A 26,853-nucleotide genomic window follows, 5' to 3' on the forward strand; every position below is an offset into this window, starting at 1 on the left:
CGGAGCATCGTCATGCAAGGTCACTACAACGTGTTGTTCGTTTGCACCGGCAATTCGGCGCGCAGCATTCTGGCCGAAGCGACGGTTCACCACTTTGGCCGCGATCGCTTTCATGGCTACAGCGCCGGAAGCCAGCCCAAAGGCTTCATCTACCCACAGACGCTGGACGTGCTCAAGGCTGTCGATCTCCCGATCGACGGGCTGCGCAGCAAGAGCTGGGCGGAGTTCACGACACCGGATGCCCCCGTGATGGATTTCGTAATCACCGTGTGTGACCAGGTAGCTGGCGAGGTTTGCCCCGCGTGGCCGGGTGCGCCCATCACCGCACACTGGAGCATCCCCGATCCGGCCAAGGCACAAGGCGATGAGGCCACCGTTTATAAAGCCTTCGTGCTGGCCAGAAATCTTCTCCAACAACGAATCAGCCTGTTGCTCAATCTGAACGTGGCGGCCCTGGATCGGCTCGCGCTATCAAGTCGGCTCGATGCGATGGGAAAAGTGCCCAGCAACGACACGGCCGGCTGATCCCGTGATGAGCGCAAGCATTACACTGACCGCGAAGATCACCTCACACGGTGCTGAGACTGCCACCCGCGCCATGCAGACCAAACAAGTCCTCACGATCCTTTCGGCGCTTGCTCAAGAGTCGCGGTTAGCGGTCTATCGGCTGCTGATAGAGCACGCGCCGGACGGTCTCGCCGCCAGTGTGATTGCTGAAAAGTTGGGTTTGCCCAACGCCACGCTTTCCTTTCATCTGAAGGAGCTGTCGCACGCCGGCCTCGTGACCAGCCAACAAAGTGGCCGTTTCATTTACTACGCGCCGGTGATCGAGGCGATGAACGATCTAATCGGCTACCTGACCGACCATTGCTGCAGTCAGTCCGACGGCAACTGCGCAGTCGCCACGACCTCATGCAAGCCAACGGTTGCCGCTACCAAACCAAAGCGTAAATTCCGGGCTTCATAGCACAAACGTCTCGCATATCGCCACCAGATCAATCGGTCAGCAACGCCAACACGAAAGTGATCGAGACGTGCGCTCAGACTATGTAGCCAATGTCGGAGGCGCCGGTTGGGTAGGCGAATATCGTGCCCTTCAGGTCCGCAGCGGTGAGATCGTGGCGGATCGCGAGTGCGAAGAGATTGATGACTTCTTCGGCATGCGGACCCACGAGATGGGCGCCCAAAATGCGATCGCTGGCCTCGTCGACCAACACCTTGTATCCGTAGACGGGCTCGGCCGCTTGGCGTGCCGTGAACCAGTCTGAGGCCTTTTGCGATTTCATCTTGAACTTCAGCCCTTGTTCGCGGGCTTTGGCTTCGCTCAGCCCTACGGTCGCCATGGGCGGGATCGTGAAGACGACGCTCGGCACGCCTCGATAATCAGGTTGCCGATGATTGCCTTTGAGGAGATTCGCGGCCACCACATGGGCGTCGTGGCTCGACACGGGCGTCAACGGCGGCCCTACTTGGGCGGCGTCCCCCGCCGCGAAAACGGCAGGATTGGAAACGCTCTGCAGGTACTCGTTGAGAATCAGACGGCCGTGATCATTGGCGATTCCCGCCGCTTCGAGGTCAAGTGACGCCAGTGCAGGCGCTCGCCCGGCGGCGTGGACGACGAGATCGGCATCGATCGTTGTTGTCTCACCATGGGAAGTTGAACGCACGCGGTAGCCGGCGGCTGTTTTTTCGATCGCGGTGACCGTGGTCTCCAGTTGGACATCCACGCCGAGGGTGCCGAACGCCGGCATGAGCCAGCCGACGAGGTCGGGGTCAAAGCCATTCAACAGGCGCGCGCCATGCTGAAGAATGGTCACTTGCGCACCGGCGCGAGCAGCGATATGCGAGAACTCGGCAGCGATGTAGCCGCCCCCGACGAGCACGATGCGTCGTGGTAGGGCCGGCAACGCCAGGAAGTCCTCGTTGGTGACCAGATGCTCCTCGCCGGGTATATGCAGTTTGATGGGTTCTGCACCCGAGGCAATCAGTACGTGTTTGGCGTTGAGGAGGTCATCATTGACCTTGATGGTGTTGGGCCCCGTGAAACGGGCTCGCCCATGGTAGGTATCGATGCCTTTTTCGCGATAGCGCTGCTCATGGTTCGCTGGCACAGGATCGGTGAAGCTACGCTTGAACGCCATCAAGTCGGGCCAATCGATCGTGACGTTTCCGGCCACGCCCTTGCCATGCATCCGACGGATGTGATCGATGGCCTCCACACCGCCGATGAGCGTCTTTTTGGGATCACAACCACGCAACGCACAGGTGCCACCGAAGGGACGGCAATCAATGACCGCAACGTGCCAGCCGGCGGCGCGTGTCTTCATCGCAGCCACCATGGCGGCTGTTCCGGTCCCAATCACCACAAGATCGTATGGCGTGGCCATGGCGCTTCTCCAGTTAATTAACGGTAAGCAAATCGTTGCTGGGAACGCGTGAAGGCCATTTCAATTCAATCTTATTCCCAGCGCCAATGATCGAGATTTCGACATCGATGGGCGCCTCGCTTTTATCCCGCGCAACACGAAAGTTGCTTCACATCCTTGGTGAAGGTTTGCGCCGCCAGCTTCAGGCCCTCGACCATCGTCAGGTACGGGAACAACTGGTCGGCGAGCTCCTGCACCGTCATGCGTGCCCGGATGGCCAGTGCGGCGGCTTGGATGATCTCGCCCGCTTCGGGCGTGACCGCCTGCACACCAATGAGCCGGCCGCTGCCGGCCTCGGCGACCAGTTTGATAAACCCGTGGGTGTCGAAGTTGACCAGCGCCCGCGGCACGTTATCCAGCGCAAGCGTGCGGCTATCGGTCTCGATGCCTTTCAGGTGCGCCTCCGCTTCGCTGTAGCCCACGGTCGCCACTTGGGGCTCGGTGAACACCACCGCCGGCATGGTCGTGAGATCCAGGGTCGCTTCACCACCGGTCATATTGATGGCCGCGCGCGTGCCGGCGGCCGCCGCCACGTAGACGAACTGCGGCTGGTCGGTGCAATCGCCAGCGGCGTAGATGTGCGACACATGGGTGCGCATCCCGCGGTCGATCACGATGGCGTTCTGTGCATTGACCGTAATGCCCGCCGTCTCCAGCGCGAGGCCGCGCGTATTGGCAGTGCGGCCGGTAGCGACGAGCAGTTGATCGGTACGCACTTCGCCATACCCGGTGGTGAGCACGAATTCCCCGTTCGCATAGGCGACCCGGCTCGCTTGCGTGTGCTCCAAGACCTCGATGCCTTCGGCGCGGAACGCAGTCGTGATGGCCTCACCAATGGCCGGATCTTCACGAAAAAACAGCGTGCTGCGCGCCAGGATCGTCACGTGGCTGCCCAGCCGAGCAAACGCCTGCGCCAGTTCCACCGCAACCACCGACGAGCCGATGACGGCAAGCCGTGGCGGAATGGCGCCGCTCACCAGTGCCTGGGTGGACGTCCAGTAGGGCGTTTCCTTCAAGCCCGGGATGGGCGGAACCGCCGCGCTGGCACCGGTGGCGATCAGGCAGCGATCGAAGGACACCTCCGATTCATCCCCCGCCGTCGACTTGACGACCAGAGTGTGTGCGTTCTTGAAACGCGCTTCGCCACGCAGCAGCTTAATGTTGGGGCTGGTGTCGAGAATGCCCTCGTACTTGGCGTGACGCAGTTCGTCGACACGACCTTGCTGTTGGGCGAGCAGTCGGTCACGCCGAACCACCGGCGCCGTACTGGAGATGCCGTCATCGAACGGACTGGTCCGGCGCAGGTGCGCCACGTGCGCGGCACGGATCATGATCTTTGAGGGCACGCAACCGACATTGACGCAGGTGCCGCCGATGGTGCCGCGCTCGATGATCGTCACGTGAGCGCCGAGTTCCGCGGCCTTCAGTGCCGAAGCCATGGCGGCGCCGCCGGTGCCGATGACAGCGACACGCAGACGCAGCTCTGCATTGGTGGGCTTGGTGCCGACATCGCCGCGGGGCTTGAACAGACCGCCCAACGAGTCCAGCGCCTGGTTGAGCCTGGACGGCTTGGCCGCGGGTGTGTCGGCGTGCGATGACGGAGCTGCGGCGACACGGTAGTTTTTCGGCAAGGTCGCGTTGAGTTGATCCAGACTCAAGGGCTGGATGCTGCGGATGTGCGCCACGCTTTGTGGGTAGGCGACGTCAACCGCGACGATGTCAGTGAGCGTCTTGAGCGCTTTTTCGACATGCCGAGCACAATCCGCGCACGTCATGCCGGTCACGGAGAGGGTTTGTTCGTTCATGATGTTCCTGACAAATGAGGACATGCCGTCGCTAGGGTTTCGAGCAGAGCGCACACCGTAAAGTCGCGCCGCAAGACATACGGTCACGACACTGCCCCGATCAGCAGCAATAGGGCACCACGACGATCAACAGAAGCACGATGCCGATGACGATCGCCGCTGTGATGAGGTCGGTTTTCTTGGCCATCAGCCACGCTTTCATGTTTTCTTTCTCCGACGCTATGCCGTGGATCGCTGATCACTGGCTATTCGCTGGCCGCGATCCAGGATCACGGTTAGCGGGAGACGTACCGACCACTCAACAACAGGTCGGGCCTTGGTTCGCTCCGCCGTGAACTTTTCCCGGCGGGGATACCAAATCCCAGATCGATACCACGACCATCAACACCAGACCGGGATAGAGCAACCACGCCGTGGGCATCCCCATGGTGCTCATGAGCAAGGCGGCCGCCAGCACCAGGACGGGACCAATCATGCCAAGGACCATCCGCGGCCACTGCCGATGACGAAGTCCGCCGATCAGGTTGGCCAGCAAGGCGATGACGGCGAACAGTGGCAGCAGGTAACGGATGAACACGCCCTCGTACTGGCTCAAAAAGCCCAGCCCGATGGCGGCACCCAGGCTGGCGAGGGCGGGAAAGCACGCCGCGCAGCCCATCGCCGTGACGATGGCACCGATCACGCCGGCTTTGTCGGCCGTGCGCGTCAGAGGATTACGGATGGGCATAGGAATAACCTCGAAAGCTTCAGTTCTTGACGGTGGCGGGGTAGCCCGCATCGGTCGTGGCACTGACGAGTGCCTGGGTACTGGTCTTGGCATCATCGAAGGTCACGACGGCTTCCTTCTTGTCGAACAGGATCTCGGTCTTTTCGACACCGGGAACCTTGGACAGCGCTTTCTTGACGGTGATGGGACACGCGGCACACGTCATACCGGACACCGACAGGGTGGCGGTCTTCGTGGCCGCCCAGGCAGGTGCAGTGAAGGCGGTGGCAAGGGCGATGAGGGCGATGAGTTTGTTCATGGATGGATCCTCCAGCGGGTCAGTAAAACAACGGGGCGAGATAGGGAAAGGTCAGTGCCAGTAACACCAAGGCTGCGACGATCCAGAACAACACTTTGTAGGCCGTCTTGACGTGCGGCACGGCGCAGACGTCACCGGGCGCGCAGGCCGTGGCGGGCCGGTAGATGCGACGCCAGGCGAAGACCATCGCGATCAGCGCCGCACCGATAAAGAGCGGCCGGTACGGTTCGAGCGCCGTCAGGTTGCCGATCCAGGCGCCACTGAACCCGAGGGTGATCAGCACCAGTGGGCCGAGGCAGCAGGTCGACGCTAGGAGCGCGGCGATCCCGCCGGCCAGAAGCGCGCCAGAACCGGCCTTCTTGGAGTCTTGGGTGTTTTCCATGGATGCGGTACCGATGGCTGAAGAATCGACACGTGCACTGTATTCACGTACATAGGTACAGAGTCAAGCGTGTGGATGTCAGGGGCCTCGGGATACGTCAACCTGCGCCGCCGGCAAGAGCGCTGCGGGCGTCAACCACGCATCGAGCTGCGGCAGCGCATTCGGTCCAAGATGGTGCTGGAATGTGTTTCCCGCCACCACAAGCAGCCGGGCAAGCCGGCCTTCAATGGTCATGGTCTCGTCCGATACAAGAACCTCTTGCAGCGCACACGCGAGATCGCATTGCAGCGCAGCCCCATCGGGCAGCGGAACGCGTGCGTGCGACAGCCGCTGGAGGAGACGGGCAGCGATGGTGTGCGCCTCTTCCTGACTGAGCTGATCGACCGTCTCGCGCTGGTACCAGTACGAAGGATTCGGAAAAGTGGCAAGCAACGTCGCCGCCGAGGGGTCAGCCACCAACGCAACCTTGCTGTCGCCGCCGAGGGCAGCACGCAGGAGGCCGACCTGCCGACCGACCTCAAGCTCACGCAACCACTCGATCGCGATCACGCCGCCGTGATGGTGCAACCAGGCCCGTGCAATATCGGGGTGATCGCCCAATTGGGTCAGTACGGGTTTGGCGAGACACCCGCAACCGATCTGCGGCACCGCCTCGCACACCAGCGGTACAGCGTAGAGACCAACGGCCATGGGCTTCTCCAAAGGGATGAACCGGGCGTAAGCTACTTCCGTAGTCATATACGGAGTCAACCGGTATGGGAAGCCATTCGGAGCAAGTGACCATTGGCGCATTTGCCAAAGCCGCCGGGGTCAACCTGGAAACCATTCGATTCTACCAACGCAAGGGCCTGCTCCCGGAACCGGATAAACCGTATGGCAGCATTCGTCGCTACGGTGGTGTGGATATCGCTCGGGTGAAATTCATCAAATCAGCCCAGCGGCTGGGTTTCAGCCTCGACGAAATCGCGCAGCTGCTCACGTTGGAGGATGGCACCCATTGCAGCGAGGCGGCGGAGTTCGCCGCGCGGCATCTGGTCGACGTGCGCGCGCGCCTGAAAGACCTCAAGCGCATGGAGACGGTCCTGTCCCGTCTGGTGGCTCAGTGCGATTCGCATCGCGGCACGATTGCCTGTCCCCTGATTGCCTCACTGCACAGTGGCTGAGATGAGTGCTTCTCCGCCACCTCCGTCGATCGATCGGTACCTCGCCGCCGCCACGCGCGCCAATACCCGGCGCAGCTATGCGTCGGCGGTGCGTCATTTCGAAATTACCTGGGGTGGTCACTTGCCGGCCACGGCTGACAGCGTGGCGCGCTATCTGGCCGCCTATGCCGGCACGCTGTCGATCAATACGCTCAAACAGCGCCTCGCTGCGCTTGCGCAATGGCACACGGCGCAGGGCTTTGTCGATCCGACCGGCGCACCCGTCGTCAAACAGGTGCTCAAGGGAATCCAGGCCCTGCATCCAGCGATGGAAAAGCGGGCCGAGCCGTTGCAACTGACCCAACTGGCCAAGGTTGTCGATTGGCTCGACCTAGTCATCGAAGGTGCGCTTGAACGGAGCGATGGAATCGCAGCTCTTCGCTATCGGCGCGACCGCGCCCTGATTCTGCTCGGCTTCTGGCGAGGCTTTCGCAGCGACGAGCTGATTGGCCTGCAGGTCGAGCATCTTCAGCTCGTGCCGGGTCAGGGGATGACCTGCTTCCTTCCACGCACGAAGGGCGATCGCCAGCACGCGGGCACCATGTTTCGCGTTCCGGCGCTGTCGCGCTGGTGCCCAGTCACGGCCACGATGGAGTGGATCGCCGCCGCGCAGCTTACCCATGGACCGTTATTTCGCCAGGTCGATCGTTGGGGGCACGTGCCGGAGCGCCCGCTGCACGCCAATAGCATCATTCCCCTATTGCGCCGCTTGTTCACCCTGGCCGGCCTGTCCACCCCGGATCTCTACAGCGGTCACTCGCTGCGCCGGGGCTTCGCCGGCTGGGCCAACACCAACGGCTGGGATGTGAAAGCGTTGATGGAATACGTCGGCTGGAAAGACGTGCATTCGGCCATGCGCTACCTCGATGGAAACGACCCGTTTGCGCAAGCTCGCATCGAACGCGGATTAGCCGATGGGGCTACCTTGCACGTGGGGCACGATGACGGCTAACCCACACCGCCTGGCCATCCTCACCGGCGAAGAAATCGATGACCTGTACGGCTTGCCACGTTTCACAGAAGACGAACGGTTGCTGTACTTCGACCTGAGTGCCGACGAGCACGCGGCGGTAGCAGCGCGTCGGGGGACGACTGGCGTGTATCTGGTGCTGCAGCTGGGTTATTTCAAAGCCAAGCGGCAGTTCTTCGACGTCGAACCGGAAGCCGTTCGCGAGGATGTGAATCACATCCTCGCGCGGCATTTCCCGGATATTCCCTGGAAGGCCATTCGGTCCCCCACGCAACCGACGCGTGCTGCCCTGCAGAAGCTCGTTCTGCAGCTACTCGATGTTCGCCCGTGGAATCGTTCCGCACGGGCAGCACTGGTTGAGCGCATCCAGCATATCGCCATGCGCTCGACTCAACCGCGCTACCTGCTGCGCGAAGCGCTCCATTACGTGGAGCGAGAGCGCCTCGTCACACCAGCGTACAGCACGTTCCAAGACATCATCGGTTTGGTGGTCACCAACGAGCGCACGCGGTTGGCGGGTTTGCTGGAACAGGCGCTGACGCCCGACATGCGCAGCCAGCTCGACGCCTTGCTGCAAGCCGATGAATCCATGTATCGAATCAGCACGCTCAAACACGAGCCGAACGATTTCAGTTACAAGGCGCTGAAGCAAGAAGTTGAACGACGCCAGCTCTTCCAACCGCTGCATGCGTTCGCGCAGCAATTTTTGGCAGCGGCAGGTATCTCGCAGGAAAGTGGCAAATATTTCGCTTCCCTGGTGATGTACTACACCGTCTACAAGTTGCAGCGCATGGCGCCGGCAACCACACGGCTATACCTGCTGTGTTTCGCCTACCATCGCTATCGGCAGATCAACGACCATTTGATCGAAGCGTTCATGGTTCGCGTGGAGGGTTACGGCAAACAAGCCAAGCTGGCCAGTGAAGAGGCGATGCGGCAAGCACTGACCGACGCGAGTGAGCATCTGCAGGCCGCCGGTGAGGTACTTCACCTGTTTGTCGACGACACCATTCCTGACGATGCTGCGTTCGCGACGGTGAAAGCCAAAGCGTTTAGCTACCTCGGTCCCGAACGCATTCCGCTGGTGGCCGACTACATGCGCAACATCGCCTTCGACAAGGTCGGTTTCCAGTGGGCGTACTACACCACGCTCTCTGCGACCTTCAAGCGAAACCTGCGTCACCTATTCACCGATCTGGATTTCGCTGGCCGGGTCGAGCATGCGCCACTCATGGCGGCCGTCGACTTCCTGCAAGGCCATCTGCGGCTGGGACATACCCCACGACAGATCGACCCGACCACGTTTCCGGTCGACCTCATCCCCAAGCGGTTGCGTGGCTATCTGTTCACCACTGCCGAAGAGAAAGGGCGAGCCAAGCGGCTCGACGTCGATCGGTACGAATTTCTAGTCTATCGCTTGTTGTGCGACGCGATGGAGGCCGGTGATGTATTCGTCAAGGACAGCAACGAATACCGGCGCTTCGAGGATGATCTGATCAGTGATGAGCGCTGGGTCGACAAAGAGGCGGTACTGCGCGACCTGGATGCCCCGATCCTGCAGGCTCCTATTGAGGACACCTTGGCCGCGCTACGCACTCAGCTGGACGCGAAGTTTCAAACGGTGAACGCCCACATCGCCGATGGCGACAACGCACACATCACGGTGCGCGGCAAGGGCGACAAACGACGCTGGAATCTGATCTATCCTGCTCTGGACGAGTCCCTCAATAGCCCGTTCTATGCGCAAATTCCGGGCATTGGCATTGCCGATCTGTTGTGGTTTGTAGCCGGGAACACGGGGTTTCTGGGAGCGTTCACGCATGTGCTGGAACGCTACGTCAAACAGCCACCAGACCCCCGCGAGATTCTCGCCTGCATCGTCGCCATGGGTACCAACATGGGATTGTGGAAGATGGCCGAAGTCTCCGGTCTCAGCCACGCCTCCTTGTTGGCCACCGCCCGCAGCTTCCTGCGGCAGGAAACCATACGCGGCGCCAACGACGCCATCAGCAATGCCACAGCACAGTTGTCGGCGTTCCATCTTTTCAATATTGGCAACCATTTGCATTCGAGCAGCGACGGTCAGAGGATCGAAACCCAGATCGACACGATCAACGCGCGGCACTCACCGAAGTACTTCGGCATGAAAAAAGGTGTCAGTGTTTGCACGGTGGTGGCCAACCATGTACCGATCAACGGGCAGGTCATCGGTGCCCACGAGCACGAGAGTCATTACGTGTTCGACCTGTTGTTCAACAATACCTCCGAGATCAAGCCCGAACAGCATTCGACCGATACTCACGGCACCAATCAGGTCAACTTCTGGGCGCTGCATGCGTACGGCTACCGTTTCGCGCCGCGCTACCGCGACCTGCGTCGCAAAGTCGATTCCCTGGTCAGCTTTAAGTCGCCGAATCAGTACGACAAATTTCTCATCAAGCCGTCGCGCAAGGTCAAGGAAGCCCTGATCGTGGCCGAATGGCCGAACATCCAACGCATCATGGCCTCGTTGGGTCAGAAGGATGTGACCCAGGCCACGATCATCCGAAAGCTGAGCAGCTACGCCCGGCAGAACCAGACCAAGAAGGCCCTGTGGGAACTGGACAACATCTACCGGACGCTCTACATCCTCGATTTCATCGACGATGTCGGCTTGCGTCAGAGCGTGCAGAAGGCTCTCAATCGAGGGGAGGCCTACCATCGCTTCCGCCGCGCGATCGCCTACGTCAACAGCGGGAAATTTCGCGTGCAAACCGAAGCAGAGCAGCAGATCTGGAACGACTGCTCGCGCCTGATAGCCAACGCGATCATTTACTACAACACTGCCTTGCTGTCTCGCATTTATGACCAAAAGCTCGCTGCGGGAGACGAGGCCGCCATCGAAATACTCAGAGGCATGTCACCGGTGGCTTGGCAGAACATCAATTTGTTCGGCACCTTCGAGTTCAGTCCTGGCGAGACGAGGGTTGACCTCGATGCGTTAGCCGCGCGCTTGGTGGACTTGGTCAACTGGAACCAGTCGATAGATGACCTCATGATCCCGGAATAGGCTAGAATTGATCGTCAACATATTGATGTGAAAGCTATTTTATACTATCGGGGGATGGGCACAAATAGCCAGATTGCACAGGGCCGCCGCGGCGAGTTCGCTGTGCCGGCGCCTACCACTGGCGAAGCCGAAACAGGGCAAGGCAGGATCACGCAGGCCTTCCAGCGAACTGTCACGGGTCGCCTGCATGACCTCGAGCTCCAGGCGCGTGATGGCGGTCTTCTTGGTCGGACGCTCCCGGCGCGTGCATGTCTGCCGTCGGTACTGACAAATGATCTTGATTTGGGCTTGCGAAGCCTTTTCGAACGAGAGCCAGCTGTAAGGTCCGCGTATCTGGTCGATGTCCATCGCCCAGGCGAACTCGCAGAGGTATTTCTCTTGCTGACGATTGTCGCCACGCCGGCTCTCCAAGAACGAATCCAACAGCTCGCGCTTTTGGCATTGAGGGACGCGTCGGTGAAACTGGACTCGCCGTTGAGCATCACGTTTGCGGCGCCGGATGCACCGCTCCCGGAAATTTGCCACAAAGGGTATAGTTCCACGGCACATGAAGCCTTCGGGCGGATTTCTCGCACTGCGCCATCAATCTGTACGGGTACGACCGGCCGCAGATTGCGTCACTGCCCAAATTGACGATGAGTCGGAGGCATGCGCCGCGAAGTGATTAGGGCGCGTTATCGAGGGCAGGGCAGTCGCGCTTTCGATCGAACCTGTTCAGGAACAACTGCTACCTATGCAGGGCCGCCGAGCCATCGGCACGAAGAAAGGCATCAGTCGGGGATTTCTCATTTCCACGTGTTGGGTCGAGGGAAGGTTTTCGGGTTTCCCATCTTCCATTGGGCTCCCCCGTACGTAGGCGTGCATCTCCGACGTCTTCCCCAGGAAAGTCTTAAAACTTCAGTGGCTGATTTCTTCCAGTGCCACACCCTTGGTCTGCGGGCCAAAAATGCCGATCATTGCAATGCCGACCACCATGGCGATTGCGATGAACATCGCCACTGCCAGCACGCCGCCTGCATGGAGCAGATATCCGACGGCCAGGCCGGCAAATGCGGCCGCAATGCGGCTCCACGAATAGACGAAGCCCACCGCTCTGGAGCGTATGCGGGTCGGATAAAGCTCTGCCTGGTAGTTGTGGTAGGCATACGACATCACGTTGGCCGCCAGCGTGAACACCACACCGAGCGCGATCAGCGTGACCGGGTTGTCCACCAAGGCGAAGGCCAGCATGCTCAGGCCCATCACCACCAGCCCCAGCATGATCTGCAGCTTGCGCTCGATGCGGTCGGCAAAGAGCACGCCGAGTAGCGGCCCCAGCGGATTGGCGATGGCGATGATGAAGGAGTATTCGAGGCTGTGCGTGACGGTGATGCCGCGCGCTATCAGCAGAGTCGGTACCCATGCCGCGAAGCCGTAGAAGCCGATCACCTGCGCCATGTTGAATACCGACAGCATCAGCGTGCGCTTGCGGTATTGCGGCGAGAAGATCTCGGCGAAGTGCCCACGGCCGGTCTCCTCGGCGTGCGCCAGCGCAGCCGGCGGCAGCGGCTTGCCCGTCTCCGCGACCACCCGTTGCTCGATCGCCGCCATGATGGCTTCCGCCTCGTCGGTGCGACCCTGCAGGGCCAGCCAGCGGGGGCTCTCCGGAATCCCCTGCACCAGCAGCCACACCAGCACGGCGCCCATCGAGCCGATCAGCACCACCCAGCGCCAGCCGTCGATGCCGAGCGGGCTCAGGGGCACCAGCAGCCAGGCCAGCAGCGCCACCAGCGGCACCACAGCGAACGTGATGAACTGGTTGACGGAGAACGCGCGGCCGCGCTCCGCACCCGGGATCAGTTCGGAGATATAGGTGTCGATGGTGACCAGCTGCACCGCGAAACCCACGCCGGCGACGAAGCGCCAGACGTTGAGCATTTCACCGCTGTGCTGAAACGCCATGATCGCGGTGCAGGCCACATACCACACCAGCGACCAGGTGAACACCGGCCGCCGGCCGTAGCGGTCCGCCATATGGCCGAACAGCACCACGCCCACCCACAGGCCCGCGAAGGTGCTGAAGACGAAGGTGCCGAAACCGGCGATCTTGATCGAGTCCAGGCTGGCGAAAAAGCCCAGCGATTGCGAGGTGAAGAGACCCGATTTCATCATGCCCGGAGCAACGTAGGCGGTGAAGAACAGGTCGTAGAACTCGAACACGCCGCCCAGGGAGATCCACAGCACGATCTTCCATATCGTGCGCGATGGCGGCAGCCGGTCGAGGCGGGCGGCGATCCTGGCGGAGGCAATTTCAGACACGTTGTTCACCTGTCAGCGGTGGAGATGATCCCCGGCGAGGCAATGCGGCACATGCACCACGCCAGCGAGGTCGTGCAAAGTCCGGCATGAAGCACAGGAGCCGGCAACGCGGGCCTGTCTTTCGTTACCTGTTTCAGTTCCCTTGGTACGTCAGTACGGTGAAGCTATTGTCGAAATAGAAGTTCGGATAGAACGGCGCCACCGCGGTATCCACCTTCCTTGTCGGATCGACGCCCCCCTCGGCGGCGACCAAGTACACCCGGTCGCGCTGCGGGTCGATCGCCAGCGTGCGCGCCATCGGGCGGGTGGTGACCGCTTGCTCCAGCCGGTAGCTGTCGGGGCCTAGCTGGTCAATCACCACCAAGTTGGCGTCAATGCCATTGGCGGTGTAGATGCGATGGGTAGCTGGGTCGTAGACCACGCCGTCGTTGCCGCGCCCGATCGGGAGCGTGGTTACTAGGGCTCCGTTTGCAGCGTTGAGCACAGCCAGCACCGGCCGGTCGCTGCGGCAACCGACGAGGATGCGCTGATTGCTGGCGTCGTAGTCCAGTCCGGTAGGCTGGCGGCACGGTGCGGTCGGCCAGCTGGCGGTGACCTCGTGCGTGCGGGCGTCGATGCGCAGCACCACGTCACGGTCGCGCTCGGCCACGAACAGGTTGCCGTGGCTGTCTGGCGCCGACGCCTCGACGTGGTGGCTGAACATCGGCAGCGACGCCCGCAGCCTGCCGCTGCGGGCGTCCACGAAGGCGACCTTGCCGCTGTCACCCATGGTGAACATCAGCTGCCCGGTCACCGGCTCGTAGCTGCCGGCGTCGGCGTCGTGGCCGAAACGGATGTGCCGAATGGTTTTCAAGGACGACAGCGTGAACTCGGTGCTCGTGCCGTCGCCGTTCACGCTGAACCCGCGGTCCAGCCTGGGGACCAGGATTGCCTTGTTCGCCCCTTCGGTGCCCGCAATCGTGGCGACTACCTTGCGCGTCGCCACGTCGTACACGGTGACGCCGTTCTGGCGGCGGCCGATGAACAGGTGCGAGTGCGCGGCGTCATAGCTCAGATAATCCCATCCTGGCGCCTCGCCCGGCAAGGTCACTGCCGAGTGCAGCCGATAGAAGTGGGCGGCGTGGCCCGGCGTGGGCAGCGCCGCCAGGCACAGCAATGCGATCACCCATGCCCGCGAGGCACGCCGCCGTGGCTGTTCGAGTGGAACGGACGGTGACATGGGGTGGCCTCCTACTTGCCCGGCGTGAACCACAGCGTGCCGTGATCCTCCGCCGCCAGCCAAAGGCGGTTGCTCTTGAGATCGAAGCCGAAGTGGTCGAAGTCGCCTGGATACCCGGGCTTCCAGTCGGTGCTTCGCCCGATCAGGGTGGCGGCGGAGTGGGGGAGTCACCTTGGCCGGTCGCGCCAGCAGCGGCGACACCAACAGGGCAGTCGTCAGGAGCAGTGCATAACGAACCATAGATTCTGTCTTCGACGATGGATGCGAAATGAAGTGAATGTCAGCGTGTCATACGGGATGGTGCGGGCAGGAATGGGTGGTGGGACGCAGTGACCAGCGATTGTCCCCGTCCCCCTCACACCTGACTCGGCCGGCATGGCACGCACCCTAGGGCAAGCACCTGACGGATACCTGTAACGATTCTTAAAATTCTTTCAGATCAGCACGGCGGCAGCACCTGTCGCGCCGCGGCGCGACAGGCACGGATTCCCCTAGCGCTCTGGAGCATTCAGCGACGCTCCGGCGCGTGGCATATGCTTTGTGCGTCGCGTCACTGGTTGCGTTCGAGGCTGGCATACACTCACCGCGCAATGTCGGCAGACAGGCGCGCCATGAAGATTCTCATCGTCGAAGACCAGCAGCGCCTTGGCCAGTTTCTCAAGCAGGGGCTCAGCGAATGCGCGTACACGGTGTGCTGGGTCGGCACCTGCAGGGAGGCCCGTGATGAGCTGGCCGATACCAACTACGACGTGATCATCCTCGACCTGAGCCTGCCTGACGGCGATGGACTGCAGCTGCTCGCCGAGTGGCGCCGTTCGGGCTTCAACGAAGCGGTGCTGATCCTCAGCGCGCGCGACACGGTGGAGGACCGCATCAAGGGTCTGGACATCGGCGCCGACGATTACTTGCCCAAGCCTTTCAGCTTCGATGAGCTGCTGGCCCACGTGCGTTCCCTGTTGCGCCGCCAGTCGACGGTCAAGCAAACGGTCATCACCCACCGTTGCGTGCGAATCGACCTGCTCGGCCACACCGTCAAGCTGAAAGAGCAGCCGGTGAATCTGACCAGTCGCGAGTTCGCCCTGCTGGAGATCTTCATGCAGAACGCGGGACGCACGCTTACGCGTTCGTACATTTCCGAGCGTATCTGGCCCGGACTTGCCGACACCAATCTGCTGGACGTCTACATGAGCCGGCTGCGCAACAAGCTGGAAGCCGGCCTGGGTGAGCCGCTGTTCAAGACACTGCGAGGCGTCGGCTATCAGCTGGTATGAAATCGATCGGGGCGCGCATCACGTTCTGGTTCGTGCTGAGCGTCACGCTCACGCTGGCCTGCCTGTTCACTGCCGGCTATCACCTGCTTCAGGGCTACATGATCCATGACCTGGATCTGCTGAACGCCACCGAATTCCGGCAGATAAAGGCACGTCTGGGGCCGGACTACGCGACGCTGAACCAGGCGACCATCGACGAGCGGATCCGCCAGACCACGGAATACGCATCGGTGCTCTTCTACATCAGCATCGATGCGCCAGGGCATGGCAACCTTTTCCGTTCCAAGAACCTGGCCGGCAACCCGTTGCCCGACGTGAAGGGCAAACGGGTCTTCAACGGCAAGATGCCCGGTGTCGGCGAATTGCGCATCGCAGAGTTCCTGCTGCCGCCGTTCGACGTCAGCATCGGTACACCGGTGGGCCAGATGCAGCGCGCCATGGTGGCCTATACCGAAGTCAGCTTGGCGCTGCTATTGGGCATGATCCTGGCCAGCATGGTGATCGGACTGGGACTTTCCCGCATGATGCTGCGCCCGGTACGACTGATCGGCGAGACAGCCAACCGCATACGCTCCGACAACCTTACCGAGCGCATCAGCGTCACCGGTATCGACGATGAGATTTCCGATCTCGCCCGGCTGTTGAACCAGATGTTCGACCGGCTTGAGTCCTCCTTCAATCAAGTTCGCCAGTTCAGCGCTGAGGTGTCCCACGAGCTCAAGACACCTCTGTCACTGGTGCGACTGCATGCCGAAAAACTGCTGGTCGACGGCAACCTGAGTTCGGCGCAGGAGGATGCCGTGCAGGTACAGCTGGAAGAGCTGGCGCGCATCAACCAGATGGTGGATGAGCTGCTGTTTCTCTCGCGCGCCGAGGCTCAGGGTATCCACATGAATCTGGTCGTGCAGAATCCGCACCGCTTTCTGCAGAGCTTCGAACAGGACGTCTGCGCCTTGGCCGAGCACCAGGGACGACGCCTGCGCTGCACGTGTCGCGGCCAAGGTTGGGTGGCGTTCGAGGAACGCTGGCTGCGGCAGGTCGTCCTCAACATTCTCACCAACGCTCTGCGAGCCTCGCCGCCGGGCGGCTCGATCACACTGCGGTCGGAATTTGTACCCCGTTACTGGCGCGTCAGCATTGAGGACGAGGGACCGGGCCTGACCCGTGATCAGTGCGAGCGTGCCTTCGAACGCTTCGTGCGCTTCCACCAGAGCAGCGAGGAAGATCGTGGTAGCGGCCTGGGTCTGGCCATCTGTCGCAGCATCATCCAGCTGCACAACGGGCGCATCCACGCGGAGCCGCGCGCAGAGGGCGGGGGCTTGCGGGTGGTGTTCGAGCTGCCTGCGAGCGACGAGCGTGTACAGAATCTTGTGTAATCCGAATTCTTTTCTGGAGGAAGAGTGGGTGATTAGCAGGCTGTTGAGAAACGCCCCGTAGCGGCGACAATCATAGCCACCATCAATCATCAGGGTCGTGGCAGTGCGCGGAGCGGATATCCAGCAGTTGGGCATGTTTTCGTATGTGTCGGTGGATGCGCGCGTGCCGGGCGACCATCCGATCCGCAAGTTGCGGGTGTTGGTCGATACGATCCCGAAGGAACTCGATGAGGTGCTGGCCTCCCGTTATGCCGCCAGCGGCCGAACGTCGATCCCGCCGGAGCGGTTACTGCGCGCCTCGGTGCTGCAAGTGGTCTACAGCGTACGCAGCGAGCGGTTGCTGATGGAGCAGTTGAACTACAACTTGCTGTTCCGCTGTTCCGCTGGTTCGCGGGTCTGAACATCGACGACCAGGTGTGGGATCACTCGACCTTTACCGTCAACCGGTATCGACTGTTCGACGCCGAGATCGCCCAGTGCTTCTTCGCACACACCGTGCGGCTGGCCCGGCTCTGGCGAAGGTCAATGCATGGGTGCACTGGAACTTCGCGGCATACAACCTGATCCGACTTGGTGGCATCGGCGAGTGGTGGAACCCCTCGCCGACGTGAGGGAACGTGCGTCTGCTGGCCGGGAAATATCGCCGAATCCGACGATGATGAGCCTCGAGCGATCAATCCCTTCTATCACGCAATGTTCAAGCCGTCGCTTCTCAACAGCCTGCTAAGCCCAGGCTCCCAGGTCGCTGCAAATTGCACAAAGTCAAGATGCCACGAAATGGGATGTCTGCGAATTCCATTAACGAAAATTTATTTTAGTTTCAGGTTGCTTTTAGGTCGAGCGGCTATAGGTGGCGACGATTTCGCGTAGTCGAAGTTACCGGGGGAGAAAATCGTCGTTGTTGGGCGACCGGGATCTTTGATCGTAGTGTCCCGTCCGGAACAATTCGGACATACCGTGGAAGGGGTTAAATCATGAAGAGCAAGCATACCGCCGCATCTGCGATGCTGCCGGTTGTGACGGCATTTTCGTCACGGTCTGTCTCCGCGCCTAAGTTTGTGGATGATCCTGAGTCGCTATCGGGTATGGGTACCCACACCCGACCATTCGTACAGCGGCCACTCGCGCGCGCCATATTCATGATCGTGGTGGGGCTCATGGCCACCACCGCCGCTGCGCACGCCGCGGATCTCACGAGCGATCCCCTGACCGCCGCGGCCGCGGGCGGGACGAGCCTTCCGGATGCTGACTCCGCGCCGCAGCTCGCTGTGGCGAGCTCGGTCGCGCCGCCCGTCAAGCAGCCAAAAGTCAAGCGGCTAGAAGCCGTCACGGTCACCGGTAGCCTGCTCCAGGTCCACAGCCGCAGCGAAGTTTCCTCCAGCCCACTGGCGACGATCGGCATCGGCCAGATCGTCGCCGCCGGCCAGGTCTCGCTCGATTCGGCGATTGGCCGGATGCCACAGTTCGCGGCCGCGCAGGGCCAGAGCGAGGTCGGCGACGTGCAGGGTGCCACCGGCTTTCAGGGCGGCCAGTCCTACGCCGACCTGCGCGGCCTCGGCGCCGAGCGTACCTTGGTACTGCTCGACGGGCAGCGCCTGGTGCCGACCAACCCGAACGGCGCGGTCGACCTGAACTTGATTCCGATGGCGCTGCTCGAGAACGTGGATGTGATCACCGGCGGCGCCTCGGCCACGTACGGCTCGGACGCCGTAGCGGGTGTCGTCAACTTCCGCCTGCGTGAGGACTTCCAGGGCATCCAGCTCTCCGCCCAGACTGGGGGGAGCACCAAAGGCGGTGGCCAGGAAAACAGCGCCAGCGTCCTTATGGGCAGCAAGTTCGCGGACAACAAGGGCAACGCGGTCATCGACCTCGAGTACAACAAGCGCGATGCAATCACCGGTGCGGATCGAACCTTCTTCTCCGACCCCGTGAATTTCAATCGTGGCGTGCCGCGCGCACCGGAAGGTATCTTCAACGCCGGCGAGCTCGGCGGAAATATTCCGATTTCCGCAGTCAACTCCGTCCTGGCCGGCTACCCTGGCACGACGCCGATCGCCGGCACTGGCAACTACGGTGGCTACGTCGGTGTAAACAGTGACGGCACCCTGTTCACTACGCGTGCGCCAGGCAACTGCGTGCAGAACTACAAGGGGCCGGTGGGCGAGATCCCGGGGCTCGCGATTTCCCCGGACTGCACGACGATCAAGGACTACCTCGGCAAATACTTCTTCGTGCAGGTCCCATCGCATCGGATCAATCTGTTCTCGAAGGTCACCTACAACGTCAACGAATCCCTTCAGGCCTACGCACAGGTCAACTTCATGAGCTCGACTGCCACGGACAACAACGGCCCCGCGTTCGCCGGTCCGGGCAAGTTCGTCTACGTGCCGCAGAACAATCCATTTGTGACGGGCAATGCGGCGCTGATGTCCCTGCTCAATTCCCGCACGGCGTCGACCGCTGGCGGCACCCCGAGCACCGGGCCGCTCGAGATGGAAGCCTGGTTGACCGGGCTCGGGCCGCGCATCGAGAGCTTCCATTACAACAACTACCAGCTGACCGCCGGACTCAATGGCTGGTTCGGCTGGTCGAGCTGGAAGTGGAACGCGTTCGCCTCCTACGGCCAGACCAACTTCAACAACGATCAGCGGAACAACATCAATCTGCCGGCTCTCGAGACGATGTTGTATGGCACGGCGAACTACATTGGTTCCAATGGCAACAACTGCGTCGGTTACGCCTGGAATCCGCTCGGTAACCACCAGATGAGCCCCGGCTGTCTGGCGTACGTCACGGGCACCGCGCACAACCACATGGTGCTCTCGCAGGATTACTTCCAGGGCACCGTGAGCGGGGAGCTCGGGGATCTGTGGGCAGGGACTGTTGAGGCCGCATTCGGCGTCGATTACCGCGCTGATCGGTTCAGCTACCAGGCCGACTCGGCTCTGAATCCGGCGTTCAACGTGATGCCCTCGCCGATCCCTCCGGACATCATTTCTCCGTCGTACGACCTGATCGGTTCGACGGGCGGCTCGATGAACGTGGGCGAAGTGTTCGGCGAGCTGAGTGTGCCGCTGCTGAGCGACAAGCCGTTCGCGAAGAACCTTTCGCTCGACCTCGGCGAACGTTATTCGCACTACGATCTTTTCGGCGGCGAGAACACCTGGAAGGTGGGTCTGCGCTGGCAGGTTGACGATGCGTTGATGTTCCGTGGCGGGTTCAACCGCGCGATTCGCGCGCCGAGCCTGCAGGAGCTGTACAACCCGACCGTGCAGGCGCAGGACAGCATCAATGGCGATCCGTGCGAAGTCGGCAGTCCGCAGCGCAGCGGTTCGAACGCCTCCCAAGTTGCGGCCCTGTGCCAGGCACAGGGCGTGCCCGCGTCGGTGTATCCGTCGTTCACCTACGGTCTCAATTCGGCGAACGGCATCATCACCGGCAACACGGATCTGCAGCCCGAGAAGTCCGATACCTACACGTTAGGCTGGGTGCTGACGCCGCACTTTGATGCGCCGATGGTGCGTGACCTCGGCATGTCCGTTGACTACTACCACACAGCGATCAAGGGCGCGATCGCGGGCGTGACTCTCGATACGGTCCTGCAGAACTGCTTCAACGCCAACAACTCGAATCCGAGCTACTCGGAAAGCAACGCCTTCTGCCAGCGGATCACGCGTGATCCGAACACCGGAGCCATCACGCTTGGCCGGGAGTCTTCGGAGAACATCGGTTCGTATGTCACGACCGGCGTCGACATGGAGGCTCACTGGGGATTCCCGCTGCATGACCTGGTTTCCCCCTTGGGTGGCCAGGTGAAGCTGCAGACGTTCATCTCATACGTGCACTCGCTGACGATCTCCGGCGTGCCTGGTATTGCGGCCAGTAACTACGCGGGCTCGGTCGCCGACACCAGTACGGCGTTGGCCGCTGATGGCTCAAGCATCTCCGATCTGTCGCATCCGAGGTGGAAGGCCAACACGACGCTCGGTTACTCCGTTGGGCCGGTGTCGGCGGCGCTGCACTGGCGCTACATCTCTGCGATGACCGACTTGATGGACGGCACCGGAAGCGGCGATCGTGGAGTGCCGGCCTACAACTACTTCGACTTGGATGCTCACTGGCAGGTATCGCACAACATTATGCTCACAGCGGGCGTTACAAACCTGACTGACAAGGCTCCGCCGCGGATCGCGGGTGCACCCGTACTGACGGATGCCGCGACCTACGATGTCGTGGGACGCACGTACTTCGTCGGTATCAAGGCCAAGCTATGAAGTAAGGCGCATGTCCCGGTTCCGGCTGCGTGTCCCTCACGCAGTCGGAGCCGAGCGAAAGCGGCTTCATGGCAACGCTGAAAATCTCCCACACCAGCGAAATCAACAGTGGATTTTACCGATGAGGGAAGTGAGTCAATTTGCGAGTCAACATCTCATGCTTGCTTATTCAGTTATCCATGGCGTATCGACCTAAAGATGGTCTGATCAATCGCCGCCCAGTCACTTCCGCGCGTGATCGAGCCAGATAAGTGCAAAAATCGTACGTTCCTCGACCGATTGCCGCACCTTCCGTGTCGCCATGGATCCCGTAGGGCCACGGCGGGCGCAGTGATCCTATCTCGGCCGCAGCAATGTCCTGCGTACCATCCACACGTTGACCAGCGCGCAGCAGCATAAATTTTGTCGACGTTGTGGCCATCGTTGCCAATTGATGCTGAGCGCTTTTTTCGTCTACGAAGCGCTCTCCTCGGGCACTGGCCACAACTAGCCTCTAGATTGCCGTTTGTTCTAACTCCGGGTCAGCGTCACTGCCTATGGTCTTAGGCTGGAGTGGGCATGGGGCAAGCGATTAGGGCAAATTATCGAGGGTAGGGAAGGGCGTCGGCTTTCACCCAAGCGAGCATCGAGAACACCGGCCCAACCATTATCTACACGAGCGCGATCGCTTTCCGCTTCTCAACCAGAAAGTCCAGAAGCGCCCGCACTTTCGATGGCATCTGCTCGCGCGTGGGCGTGTATAGATAGAAACCGGCTTGCGTGTGGGCCCAATCGCGAAGGACACGCACAAGGCGCCCATCTGCCAAGTATGGGTGAATCGCGATGTCGATGTTCTGGATCAGGCCAAGGCTTTGCAATGCAGCCCGAGTCATGCCCTCGTCGTCGTTGGTGGTGAGATTTCCGGTGACGGCTTGCGTGAAGTGCTGCCCACGTTTGCCGCGCTCGTTGAAATCCCAGTCGTGCAGGGCGCCGCTGCCGGAATAGCGATAGTTGATGCAGTTGTGGTGGGCCAGATCGCTCGGTGTCTTCGGCACACCGTGCCGCTTGAAGTAGTCGGGTGTCCCCACCACGGCCATCGACAACACCGGCGTCACCGGCACAGCGACTACATGATCAGCCAGGCTGCGCCCAAGGCGGATGCCAGCATCGCAACCGTCGGCGATGATGTTCGACAAAGGCTCGGCCATGATCAGTTCGAGCCTGAGCTTCGGATAGCGCGCATAAAACTCCGGCAAGTGCGGCTCGATCAAAGCCTTGGCTGCCATGCGCGAGGTATTGACCCTGATCAAGCCCGACGGCTCACCGTTTGCGTCACCCAGATTTCGAACCGCGTGTTCAATCTCGCCCAGCGTGGGCTGCAGGGTGTCGAACAATTGCTGGCCCGCCTCGGTCAGCGACATGTCCCGCGTGGTGCGGTAGAGCAGCTTCACGCCGAGTTGTTTCTCGAGCGCCTTGAGGTTCTGCGAAAGAGCCGCGCGCGAAACCCCCATCTCCTCCGCCGCCCGGGTGAAGCTGCGGTGGTGAGCAATGTGGGCGAACCACGCCAGGGAAGGCAGCAGGGAAGGATCCATTCGCTGATTGTAAACACATGCTTAGCACTCATGTGTTCATTGTGGCCTTCCGAAAGCCCAATTCGGGGCGTAGCTTGATCCTCGTCCAGCCGGTGTCGGCTCGGTTCCAGACGGGAGATCCGCTATGCAATCCATCAAGTTCCGAAACCGCGACATGGCGTGGGATATCGCAGCACTGATTCTGCTCCCGCCAGACTTCGACGAGGCCAGGAAGTACCCCGCGCTCGTCAGCGTGCACCCCTTCGGGAGCTGCAAAGAGCAGACCTCCAGCAAGGTCTATGGCGCGGCATTGGCGAAGGAAGGTTTCGTGGTGATCGCGTATGACGCCAGCTACCAGGGTGCTTCGGGGGGCGAGCCGCGCTGGGTCGAGGATCCGACGCAGCGCGTCGAAGACATCAGCCATGTCATCGACTACGCGGTGACGCTGCCCTATGTCGATGCCGACCGCATCGGTGTCGTCGGTATTTGCGGCGGTGGCGGCTATGCGCTGAATGCCACGCTGACCGACAAACGGATCAAGGCGGTGGTCGGCGTCACCCCGGTGAACATCGGCAGGCTGTTTCGCGAAGGCTTCAGCGGCTACAACCCGATAGGCGCCCTGGAGGCCATGGCCGCGCAGCGCACCAAGGAAGCGCGTGGCAATGAACTGCAGGTCAACGAATTGCTGCCCGCCAGCCCGGAAGCCGCCAAAGCCGCTGGCCTTGTCGAGCGCGACGTGTGGGAAGCGACCGACTACTACAAAACCCGGGGTCGTGCCCGGATAAGGGTAAAATTGGGTCATAAGCCTCAAACAAGGCTTACGCGTCTCACTTCTTGCCCTGTTTCTTCCGAGGCGTTGCTGGCGACTTCCGTTCGTCCAGCAGCGTACTGATACGCGACTCGGCGGTGATAGCCCGAGTTTCGAGCGACTGCATCGCCGTTCCCAAACCTTCCAATTGCCCGCGAGCTGCGGCCAGTTCGATGGCCATGCGATCGCGATCCGCGACAGCCGCGGCCAATGCCCCCAAGCGGGTATCACGCTCGGCCAGTTCACGACGGTGATGTCCTGCTTCGGTGCGCAGCTCCGCCAAACTGGCTTGTTGTCGCTCCAGTCGTTCTCGCGTTTTGACCATCTGCTGTTCTGCGCGCCGCTGGCCTTCGCGAGCTGTATCGATCTCCTGCAGCATGCGGGCTTGGGCGGCCTCCAGCCGCTCGTTCGCTGTATCACGTTCGACCTGAAAAGCCGCATCCCGGCTCGCAATCACGGCTTGGAATTCTTCGGCCTGGTCAGTTTGCGCTTGACGGATGCGTTCGATCTGTTCGGCGGTGTCGGTCTGGAGTGCGATGAGTTTCTGCTGCAGTGCCTGGCCATCCTGAAGCGCTTGATTCTTCGCGGTGGCCTCGAACTCCACTCGCGTTTGCAGCGTGGTGATCTGCTGTCGAAGTGTTTCGCACTGTTCGGTCAGTGTCGTTGAGGTCGCCAATGCGTCGTCGCGCGCCTGCGTAACCGTAGCGTGCTGCTGCTCCGCATCTGCCACGGCAGCTTCCAAAGTGCTCCGCTGTTCGGCGAACACCACCTCGCCCTGTTCGACGGCCACCACCCACAGGGCACGCATGGCGTCGGCCACAGCAGCCGGGAGATCAGCACCGAGCGCATCGGCCTTCGTACGTTCGTCCTTCCACTGCTTCAGCTCGTCATTGATCGTCGTACGGCTGCCTTGCTGGATGACGGCGTAGATCTGGTCGACGGTGATTTCGTGCGGCCGCTTCGCACCGGCAACGAGTTGGGCGGCGGCTTCACGGGTACGCTGACGGGTATCGCTGACACGGCTCATGGCAAATTCCCAGTCGCTCGGAGGGTCAATTTCGAAGGATAAGAGAATGTATATCATAGTATTACGTTATATACGTAATGATTAAATCAAGAAATTTACGATAACTCCTATAATCGAAAGTCTTTTGGCAGTACGCTGTGTTTTCCGTGGCGTCGGACATCGGAAAGCATGACTGAGCCTGCAGTGACCCTTTTGGCGTTGCCCCAAGCCTTGCCGCCCGCCCTGTCGGGAGGTGTCGGCACCAACCGCGCACCGGCCAGTGTGGCGCGGCAGATCGCCGCCAACGACGACGTGGCCGCGATCGGCCTGTGGCTGGCGGAATATCACGACTCGCCGCATACCTTCCGCAGCTACCGCAAGGAGGCCGAGCGATTGCTGCTTTGGGCCACCCAAGTGCGTGGCAAGCCGGTGTCCAGTCTCACCCGCGAGGATGTCATCGCCTATGAGGCGTTTCTTGCCCAGCCACCGGCGACCTGGTGCGACGCCGGTCTCGCCCGTCGCGGTGAGCATCGGCGACTGTTCATCGGGCCGCTGGCCGAGCGCAGTCGCCGGCAGGCCTTGGGCATCCTGGCGGGGCTGTTCAATTACCTCGTGCGCGCTGGCTATCTCGCGGGCAGTCCGTTTGTGCTGCAGCGCCGACGGGCACGCCGCGGCCCCCGCCGCACGATCGAACGCTACCTGGACCGTGCCCTCTGGGACCAGGTGCTACGCGTCGTCGACGGCTGGCCACAGACAACTGCGCGGGAACGGCAGCGCTACGAACGCGTTCGCTGGATCCTTCGCTTTCTCTATGAAACCGCCTTGCGGGCCGCCGAAGCCGCGGCCGCCAGCGAGGGCGATTTTCAGCCTATTCGTGGCCGGTGGTGGCTGCATACCGTGGGGAAAGGCGGCGTCGAGGGCACGATTCCCCTAAGCGACGGTCTCATGGAAGACTTTGCACGCTATCGGCGCTTCCATGGACTGCCGGCGTTGCCTTCGGGCGACGGCACAGCCCCGGCCATTCTGGGCATCGCCGGACGGTCTTCCCCGCTGACACCCACGGCGGTCTACCAGATCGTCAAGGACACCTTCCGGCGCGTGGCCGACGAGCTGCAAAAGCACGATGGTGCCCAAGCCGCGCGGGTGCGGCGGGCCTCGACCCATTGGCTGCGGCATACGGCCGCCACGCACCAGGCCGAGGACGGCACCCCGATCCACCACATCCAGCAGAATCTGCGTCACAGCTCCATTGGTACGACCTCGATCTATATTCATGCGGAAGAGGATGCGCGACATGCCAGCACCACGAAGCCACGCATCGAGCCATCGGTGTCCCACGGAGACGTGCCATGACTGACCCCGACGACCGCTTTGGCATGCCAGACAGTGCGTTCAAGGCCGCCCGGAAAAGCCACGGCGTGAATAGCCCGGTTTTTCGGGCGGGCATGTATGTCCCGACTCGGCAGGAAGTAGCTACCCTTTCTGCCGCCAAACTCCTCCCGATCGTGGTCGACTGGATGTGGGAAAGCCCGTCGGAGTTGATCCCGAACAACGACCAGATTTCGCAGCTTCGCGCGATACTTCTGGCGCGTACCGATGCCGGCGAACCCGAGGTACGCGAACTCATTGTGGCCTGTGAGGATTATTTAAAGGTGTAACCACATTGCCCGTAGCAAAGTGGACAATCGGCCGGAATTTCAACTTGCGTACACACAAATGGGCACACGCTCGACACTGTTGCGTTTGGCAACTCATCGTTGGGACAGCCATATGACTACTTCACGCAAATCACTACTTTCGACGCTTGGCTCTCTGGCGCTCGCATTGGCCCTCAGTGGCGTCGCCGTGGCCCAAGACAGCACGCCCACAAGCGGCATGGACAAGATGGGTGCGATGCACTCGGACATGAAGGGCATGCACGACAACATGATGGGCATGCACATGATGCCGGCGACGGTGACGGCGGCCGATACGAAGACCGGCGTGGTTGATGTGACGACTGAGGGCATGGCCTTGAAGGTGCATTTCCCACCGTCCGCCATGGCCAGCCTGAAGGCCGGCGACAAAATCACCTTGCATATGGGTTTCAGCAAGCCGTGAATCCCCTGAACCCACCTCCAGAGTTGAGGGTGTCAGGTCACACGGGTAAGCTCCCCCTATGACCTTCTCGCTACGTCTGCTTGCTCGTTCAC

The 26,853-nt window shown here is 61.4% G+C and carries 23 protein-coding genes and 2 pseudogenes; 14 read left to right on the forward strand and 11 right to left on the reverse strand.

Annotation, left to right across the window (positions count from 1 at the left end; genetic code table 11):
* Window positions 1–12 precede the first annotated feature (12 nt).
* The gene (locus tag DEO45_RS09435) at window positions 13–525 is read left to right on the forward strand and encodes an arsenate reductase ArsC (RefSeq protein ID WP_108473229.1); all 513 of its coding nucleotides are present in this window, start codon (window positions 13–15) and stop codon (window positions 523–525) included.
* Window positions 526–598: 73 nt separating this feature from the next.
* Complete coding sequence (locus DEO45_RS09440; RefSeq protein ID WP_108473236.1) at window positions 599–967, forward strand: ArsR/SmtB family transcription factor; 369 nt, start codon at window positions 599–601, stop codon at window positions 965–967.
* A gap of 73 nt (window positions 968–1,040) precedes the next feature.
* On the opposite strand, the gene DEO45_RS09445 is transcribed toward DEO45_RS09440, so the two are convergent.
* The 6 genes from DEO45_RS09445 to DEO45_RS09470 form a co-directional block, all read right to left on the reverse strand.
* A complete protein-coding gene (locus DEO45_RS09445; protein WP_108473230.1) occupies window positions 1,041–2,387 on the reverse strand; it encodes a dihydrolipoyl dehydrogenase family protein in 1,347 nt (448 codons plus the stop codon).
* 122 nt (window positions 2,388–2,509) lie between these two features.
* Window positions 2,510–4,231, reverse strand: a complete 1,722-nt coding sequence (gene merA, locus DEO45_RS09450; protein ID WP_114342866.1) for a mercury(II) reductase — start codon at window positions 4,229–4,231, stop codon at window positions 2,510–2,512.
* Between the two features lie 298 nt (window positions 4,232–4,529).
* On the reverse strand, window positions 4,530–4,958 hold the full coding sequence (gene merC, locus DEO45_RS09455) for an organomercurial transporter MerC (RefSeq protein WP_114342868.1): 429 nt from the start codon (window positions 4,956–4,958) through the stop codon (window positions 4,530–4,532).
* Window positions 4,959–4,977: 19 nt separating this feature from the next.
* Complete coding sequence (gene merP, locus DEO45_RS09460) at window positions 4,978–5,256, reverse strand: mercury resistance system periplasmic binding protein MerP (protein WP_108473237.1); 279 nt, start codon at window positions 5,254–5,256, stop codon at window positions 4,978–4,980.
* A gap of 19 nt (window positions 5,257–5,275) precedes the next feature.
* Window positions 5,276–5,638 (reverse strand): mercuric ion transporter MerT, encoded by a 363-nt coding sequence (merT, locus tag DEO45_RS09465; protein ID WP_108473238.1) that lies wholly within the window; start codon window positions 5,636–5,638, stop codon window positions 5,276–5,278.
* A gap of 78 nt (window positions 5,639–5,716) precedes the next feature.
* The gene (locus DEO45_RS09470; protein ID WP_223250837.1) at window positions 5,717–6,328 is read right to left on the reverse strand and encodes a hypothetical protein; all 612 of its coding nucleotides are present in this window, start codon (window positions 6,326–6,328) and stop codon (window positions 5,717–5,719) included.
* Between the two features lie 65 nt (window positions 6,329–6,393).
* Between DEO45_RS09470 and merR the strand changes: the two genes are divergently transcribed.
* The 3 genes and pseudogenes from merR (at window position 6,394) to DEO45_RS09485 (ending at window position 10,864) form a co-directional block, all read left to right on the forward strand.
* Window positions 6,394–6,801, forward strand: coding sequence for an Hg(II)-responsive transcriptional regulator (merR, locus tag DEO45_RS09475; RefSeq protein ID WP_108473240.1), 408 nt, complete (start codon window positions 6,394–6,396; stop codon window positions 6,799–6,801).
* 1 nt (window position 6,802) lies between these two features.
* Window positions 6,803–7,750: pseudogene (locus tag DEO45_RS09480) on the forward strand (site-specific integrase); the annotation flags it as partial.
* A gap of 31 nt (window positions 7,751–7,781) precedes the next feature.
* Window positions 7,782–10,864: pseudogene (locus tag DEO45_RS09485) on the forward strand (Tn3 family transposase).
* A 34-nt stretch (window positions 10,865–10,898) separates the two neighbouring features.
* Here the strand turns inward: DEO45_RS09485 and DEO45_RS16830 are convergent.
* From DEO45_RS16830 to DEO45_RS09500, 3 genes are all read right to left on the reverse strand, one after another.
* Window positions 10,899–11,282, reverse strand: a complete 384-nt coding sequence (locus DEO45_RS16830) for a hypothetical protein (protein WP_428992436.1) — start codon at window positions 11,280–11,282, stop codon at window positions 10,899–10,901.
* Between the two features lie 474 nt (window positions 11,283–11,756).
* Window positions 11,757–13,157 carry an MFS transporter gene (locus tag DEO45_RS09495; protein WP_114342949.1) on the reverse strand — a complete coding sequence of 467 codons (1,401 nt, stop codon included), beginning with the start codon at window positions 13,155–13,157 and terminating at the stop codon, window positions 11,757–11,759.
* A 133-nt stretch (window positions 13,158–13,290) separates the two neighbouring features.
* Window positions 13,291–14,376, reverse strand: coding sequence for a YncE family protein (locus DEO45_RS09500; RefSeq protein WP_223250838.1), 1,086 nt, complete (start codon window positions 14,374–14,376; stop codon window positions 13,291–13,293).
* A 611-nt stretch (window positions 14,377–14,987) separates the two neighbouring features.
* On the opposite strand from DEO45_RS09500, the gene DEO45_RS09505 reads away from it, so the two are divergent.
* The 5 genes from DEO45_RS09505 (at window position 14,988) to DEO45_RS09520 (ending at window position 21,297) form a co-directional block, all read left to right on the forward strand.
* A complete protein-coding gene (locus DEO45_RS09505) occupies window positions 14,988–15,647 on the forward strand; it encodes a response regulator transcription factor (protein WP_114342870.1) in 660 nt (219 codons plus the stop codon).
* Window positions 15,644–17,023: a HAMP domain-containing sensor histidine kinase gene (locus DEO45_RS09510; protein WP_114342872.1), complete on the forward strand. Its 1,380-nt coding sequence runs from the start codon at window positions 15,644–15,646 to the stop codon at window positions 17,021–17,023. Before DEO45_RS09505 ends, DEO45_RS09510 begins: the two co-directional genes overlap by 4 nt.
* Before the next feature lie 133 nt (window positions 17,024–17,156).
* Window positions 17,157–17,423, forward strand: a complete 267-nt coding sequence (locus tag DEO45_RS16775; RefSeq protein WP_262982190.1) for a transposase — start codon at window positions 17,157–17,159, stop codon at window positions 17,421–17,423.
* A gap of 14 nt (window positions 17,424–17,437) precedes the next feature.
* On the forward strand, window positions 17,438–17,587 hold the full coding sequence (locus DEO45_RS16835; protein WP_428992435.1) for a hypothetical protein: 150 nt from the start codon (window positions 17,438–17,440) through the stop codon (window positions 17,585–17,587).
* A 410-nt stretch (window positions 17,588–17,997) separates the two neighbouring features.
* Complete coding sequence (locus tag DEO45_RS09520) at window positions 17,998–21,297, forward strand: TonB-dependent receptor domain-containing protein (protein ID WP_114342874.1); 3,300 nt, start codon at window positions 17,998–18,000, stop codon at window positions 21,295–21,297.
* Between the two features lie 650 nt (window positions 21,298–21,947).
* Here the strand turns inward: DEO45_RS09520 and DEO45_RS09525 are convergent.
* Window positions 21,948–22,868 carry a LysR family transcriptional regulator gene (locus DEO45_RS09525; protein ID WP_114342876.1) on the reverse strand — a complete coding sequence of 307 codons (921 nt, stop codon included), beginning with the start codon at window positions 22,866–22,868 and terminating at the stop codon, window positions 21,948–21,950.
* A 124-nt stretch (window positions 22,869–22,992) separates the two neighbouring features.
* Here DEO45_RS09525 and DEO45_RS09530 point away from each other — a divergent pair, with 124 nt between their 5' ends.
* A complete protein-coding gene (locus DEO45_RS09530; RefSeq protein WP_114342878.1) occupies window positions 22,993–23,739 on the forward strand; it encodes an alpha/beta hydrolase in 747 nt (248 codons plus the stop codon).
* Here the strand turns inward: DEO45_RS09530 and DEO45_RS09535 are convergent.
* Window positions 23,675–24,682, reverse strand: a complete 1,008-nt coding sequence (locus tag DEO45_RS09535) for a DNA-binding protein (RefSeq protein ID WP_027485184.1) — start codon at window positions 24,680–24,682, stop codon at window positions 23,675–23,677. The two genes, DEO45_RS09530 and DEO45_RS09535, sit on opposite strands and share 65 nt — an antisense overlap.
* A 168-nt stretch (window positions 24,683–24,850) precedes the next feature.
* Between DEO45_RS09535 and DEO45_RS09540 the strand changes: the two genes are divergently transcribed.
* From DEO45_RS09540 to DEO45_RS09550, 3 genes are all read left to right on the forward strand, one after another.
* Window positions 24,851–26,014 carry a tyrosine-type recombinase/integrase gene (locus DEO45_RS09540; RefSeq protein WP_027485185.1) on the forward strand — a complete coding sequence of 388 codons (1,164 nt, stop codon included), beginning with the start codon at window positions 24,851–24,853 and terminating at the stop codon, window positions 26,012–26,014.
* The gene (locus DEO45_RS09545; protein ID WP_027485186.1) at window positions 26,011–26,319 is read left to right on the forward strand and encodes a hypothetical protein; all 309 of its coding nucleotides are present in this window, start codon (window positions 26,011–26,013) and stop codon (window positions 26,317–26,319) included. Before DEO45_RS09540 ends, DEO45_RS09545 begins: the two co-directional genes overlap by 4 nt.
* A gap of 112 nt (window positions 26,320–26,431) precedes the next feature.
* Window positions 26,432–26,761 (forward strand): hypothetical protein, encoded by a 330-nt coding sequence (locus DEO45_RS09550; RefSeq protein ID WP_027485187.1) that lies wholly within the window; start codon window positions 26,432–26,434, stop codon window positions 26,759–26,761.
* The last annotated feature ends 92 nt before the right edge of the window (window positions 26,762–26,853 follow it).

Origin of the sequence: Rhodanobacter denitrificans (assembly GCF_003335105.1) — a bacterium.
Classification (GTDB): domain Bacteria; phylum Pseudomonadota; class Gammaproteobacteria; order Xanthomonadales; family Rhodanobacteraceae; genus Rhodanobacter; species Rhodanobacter denitrificans_A.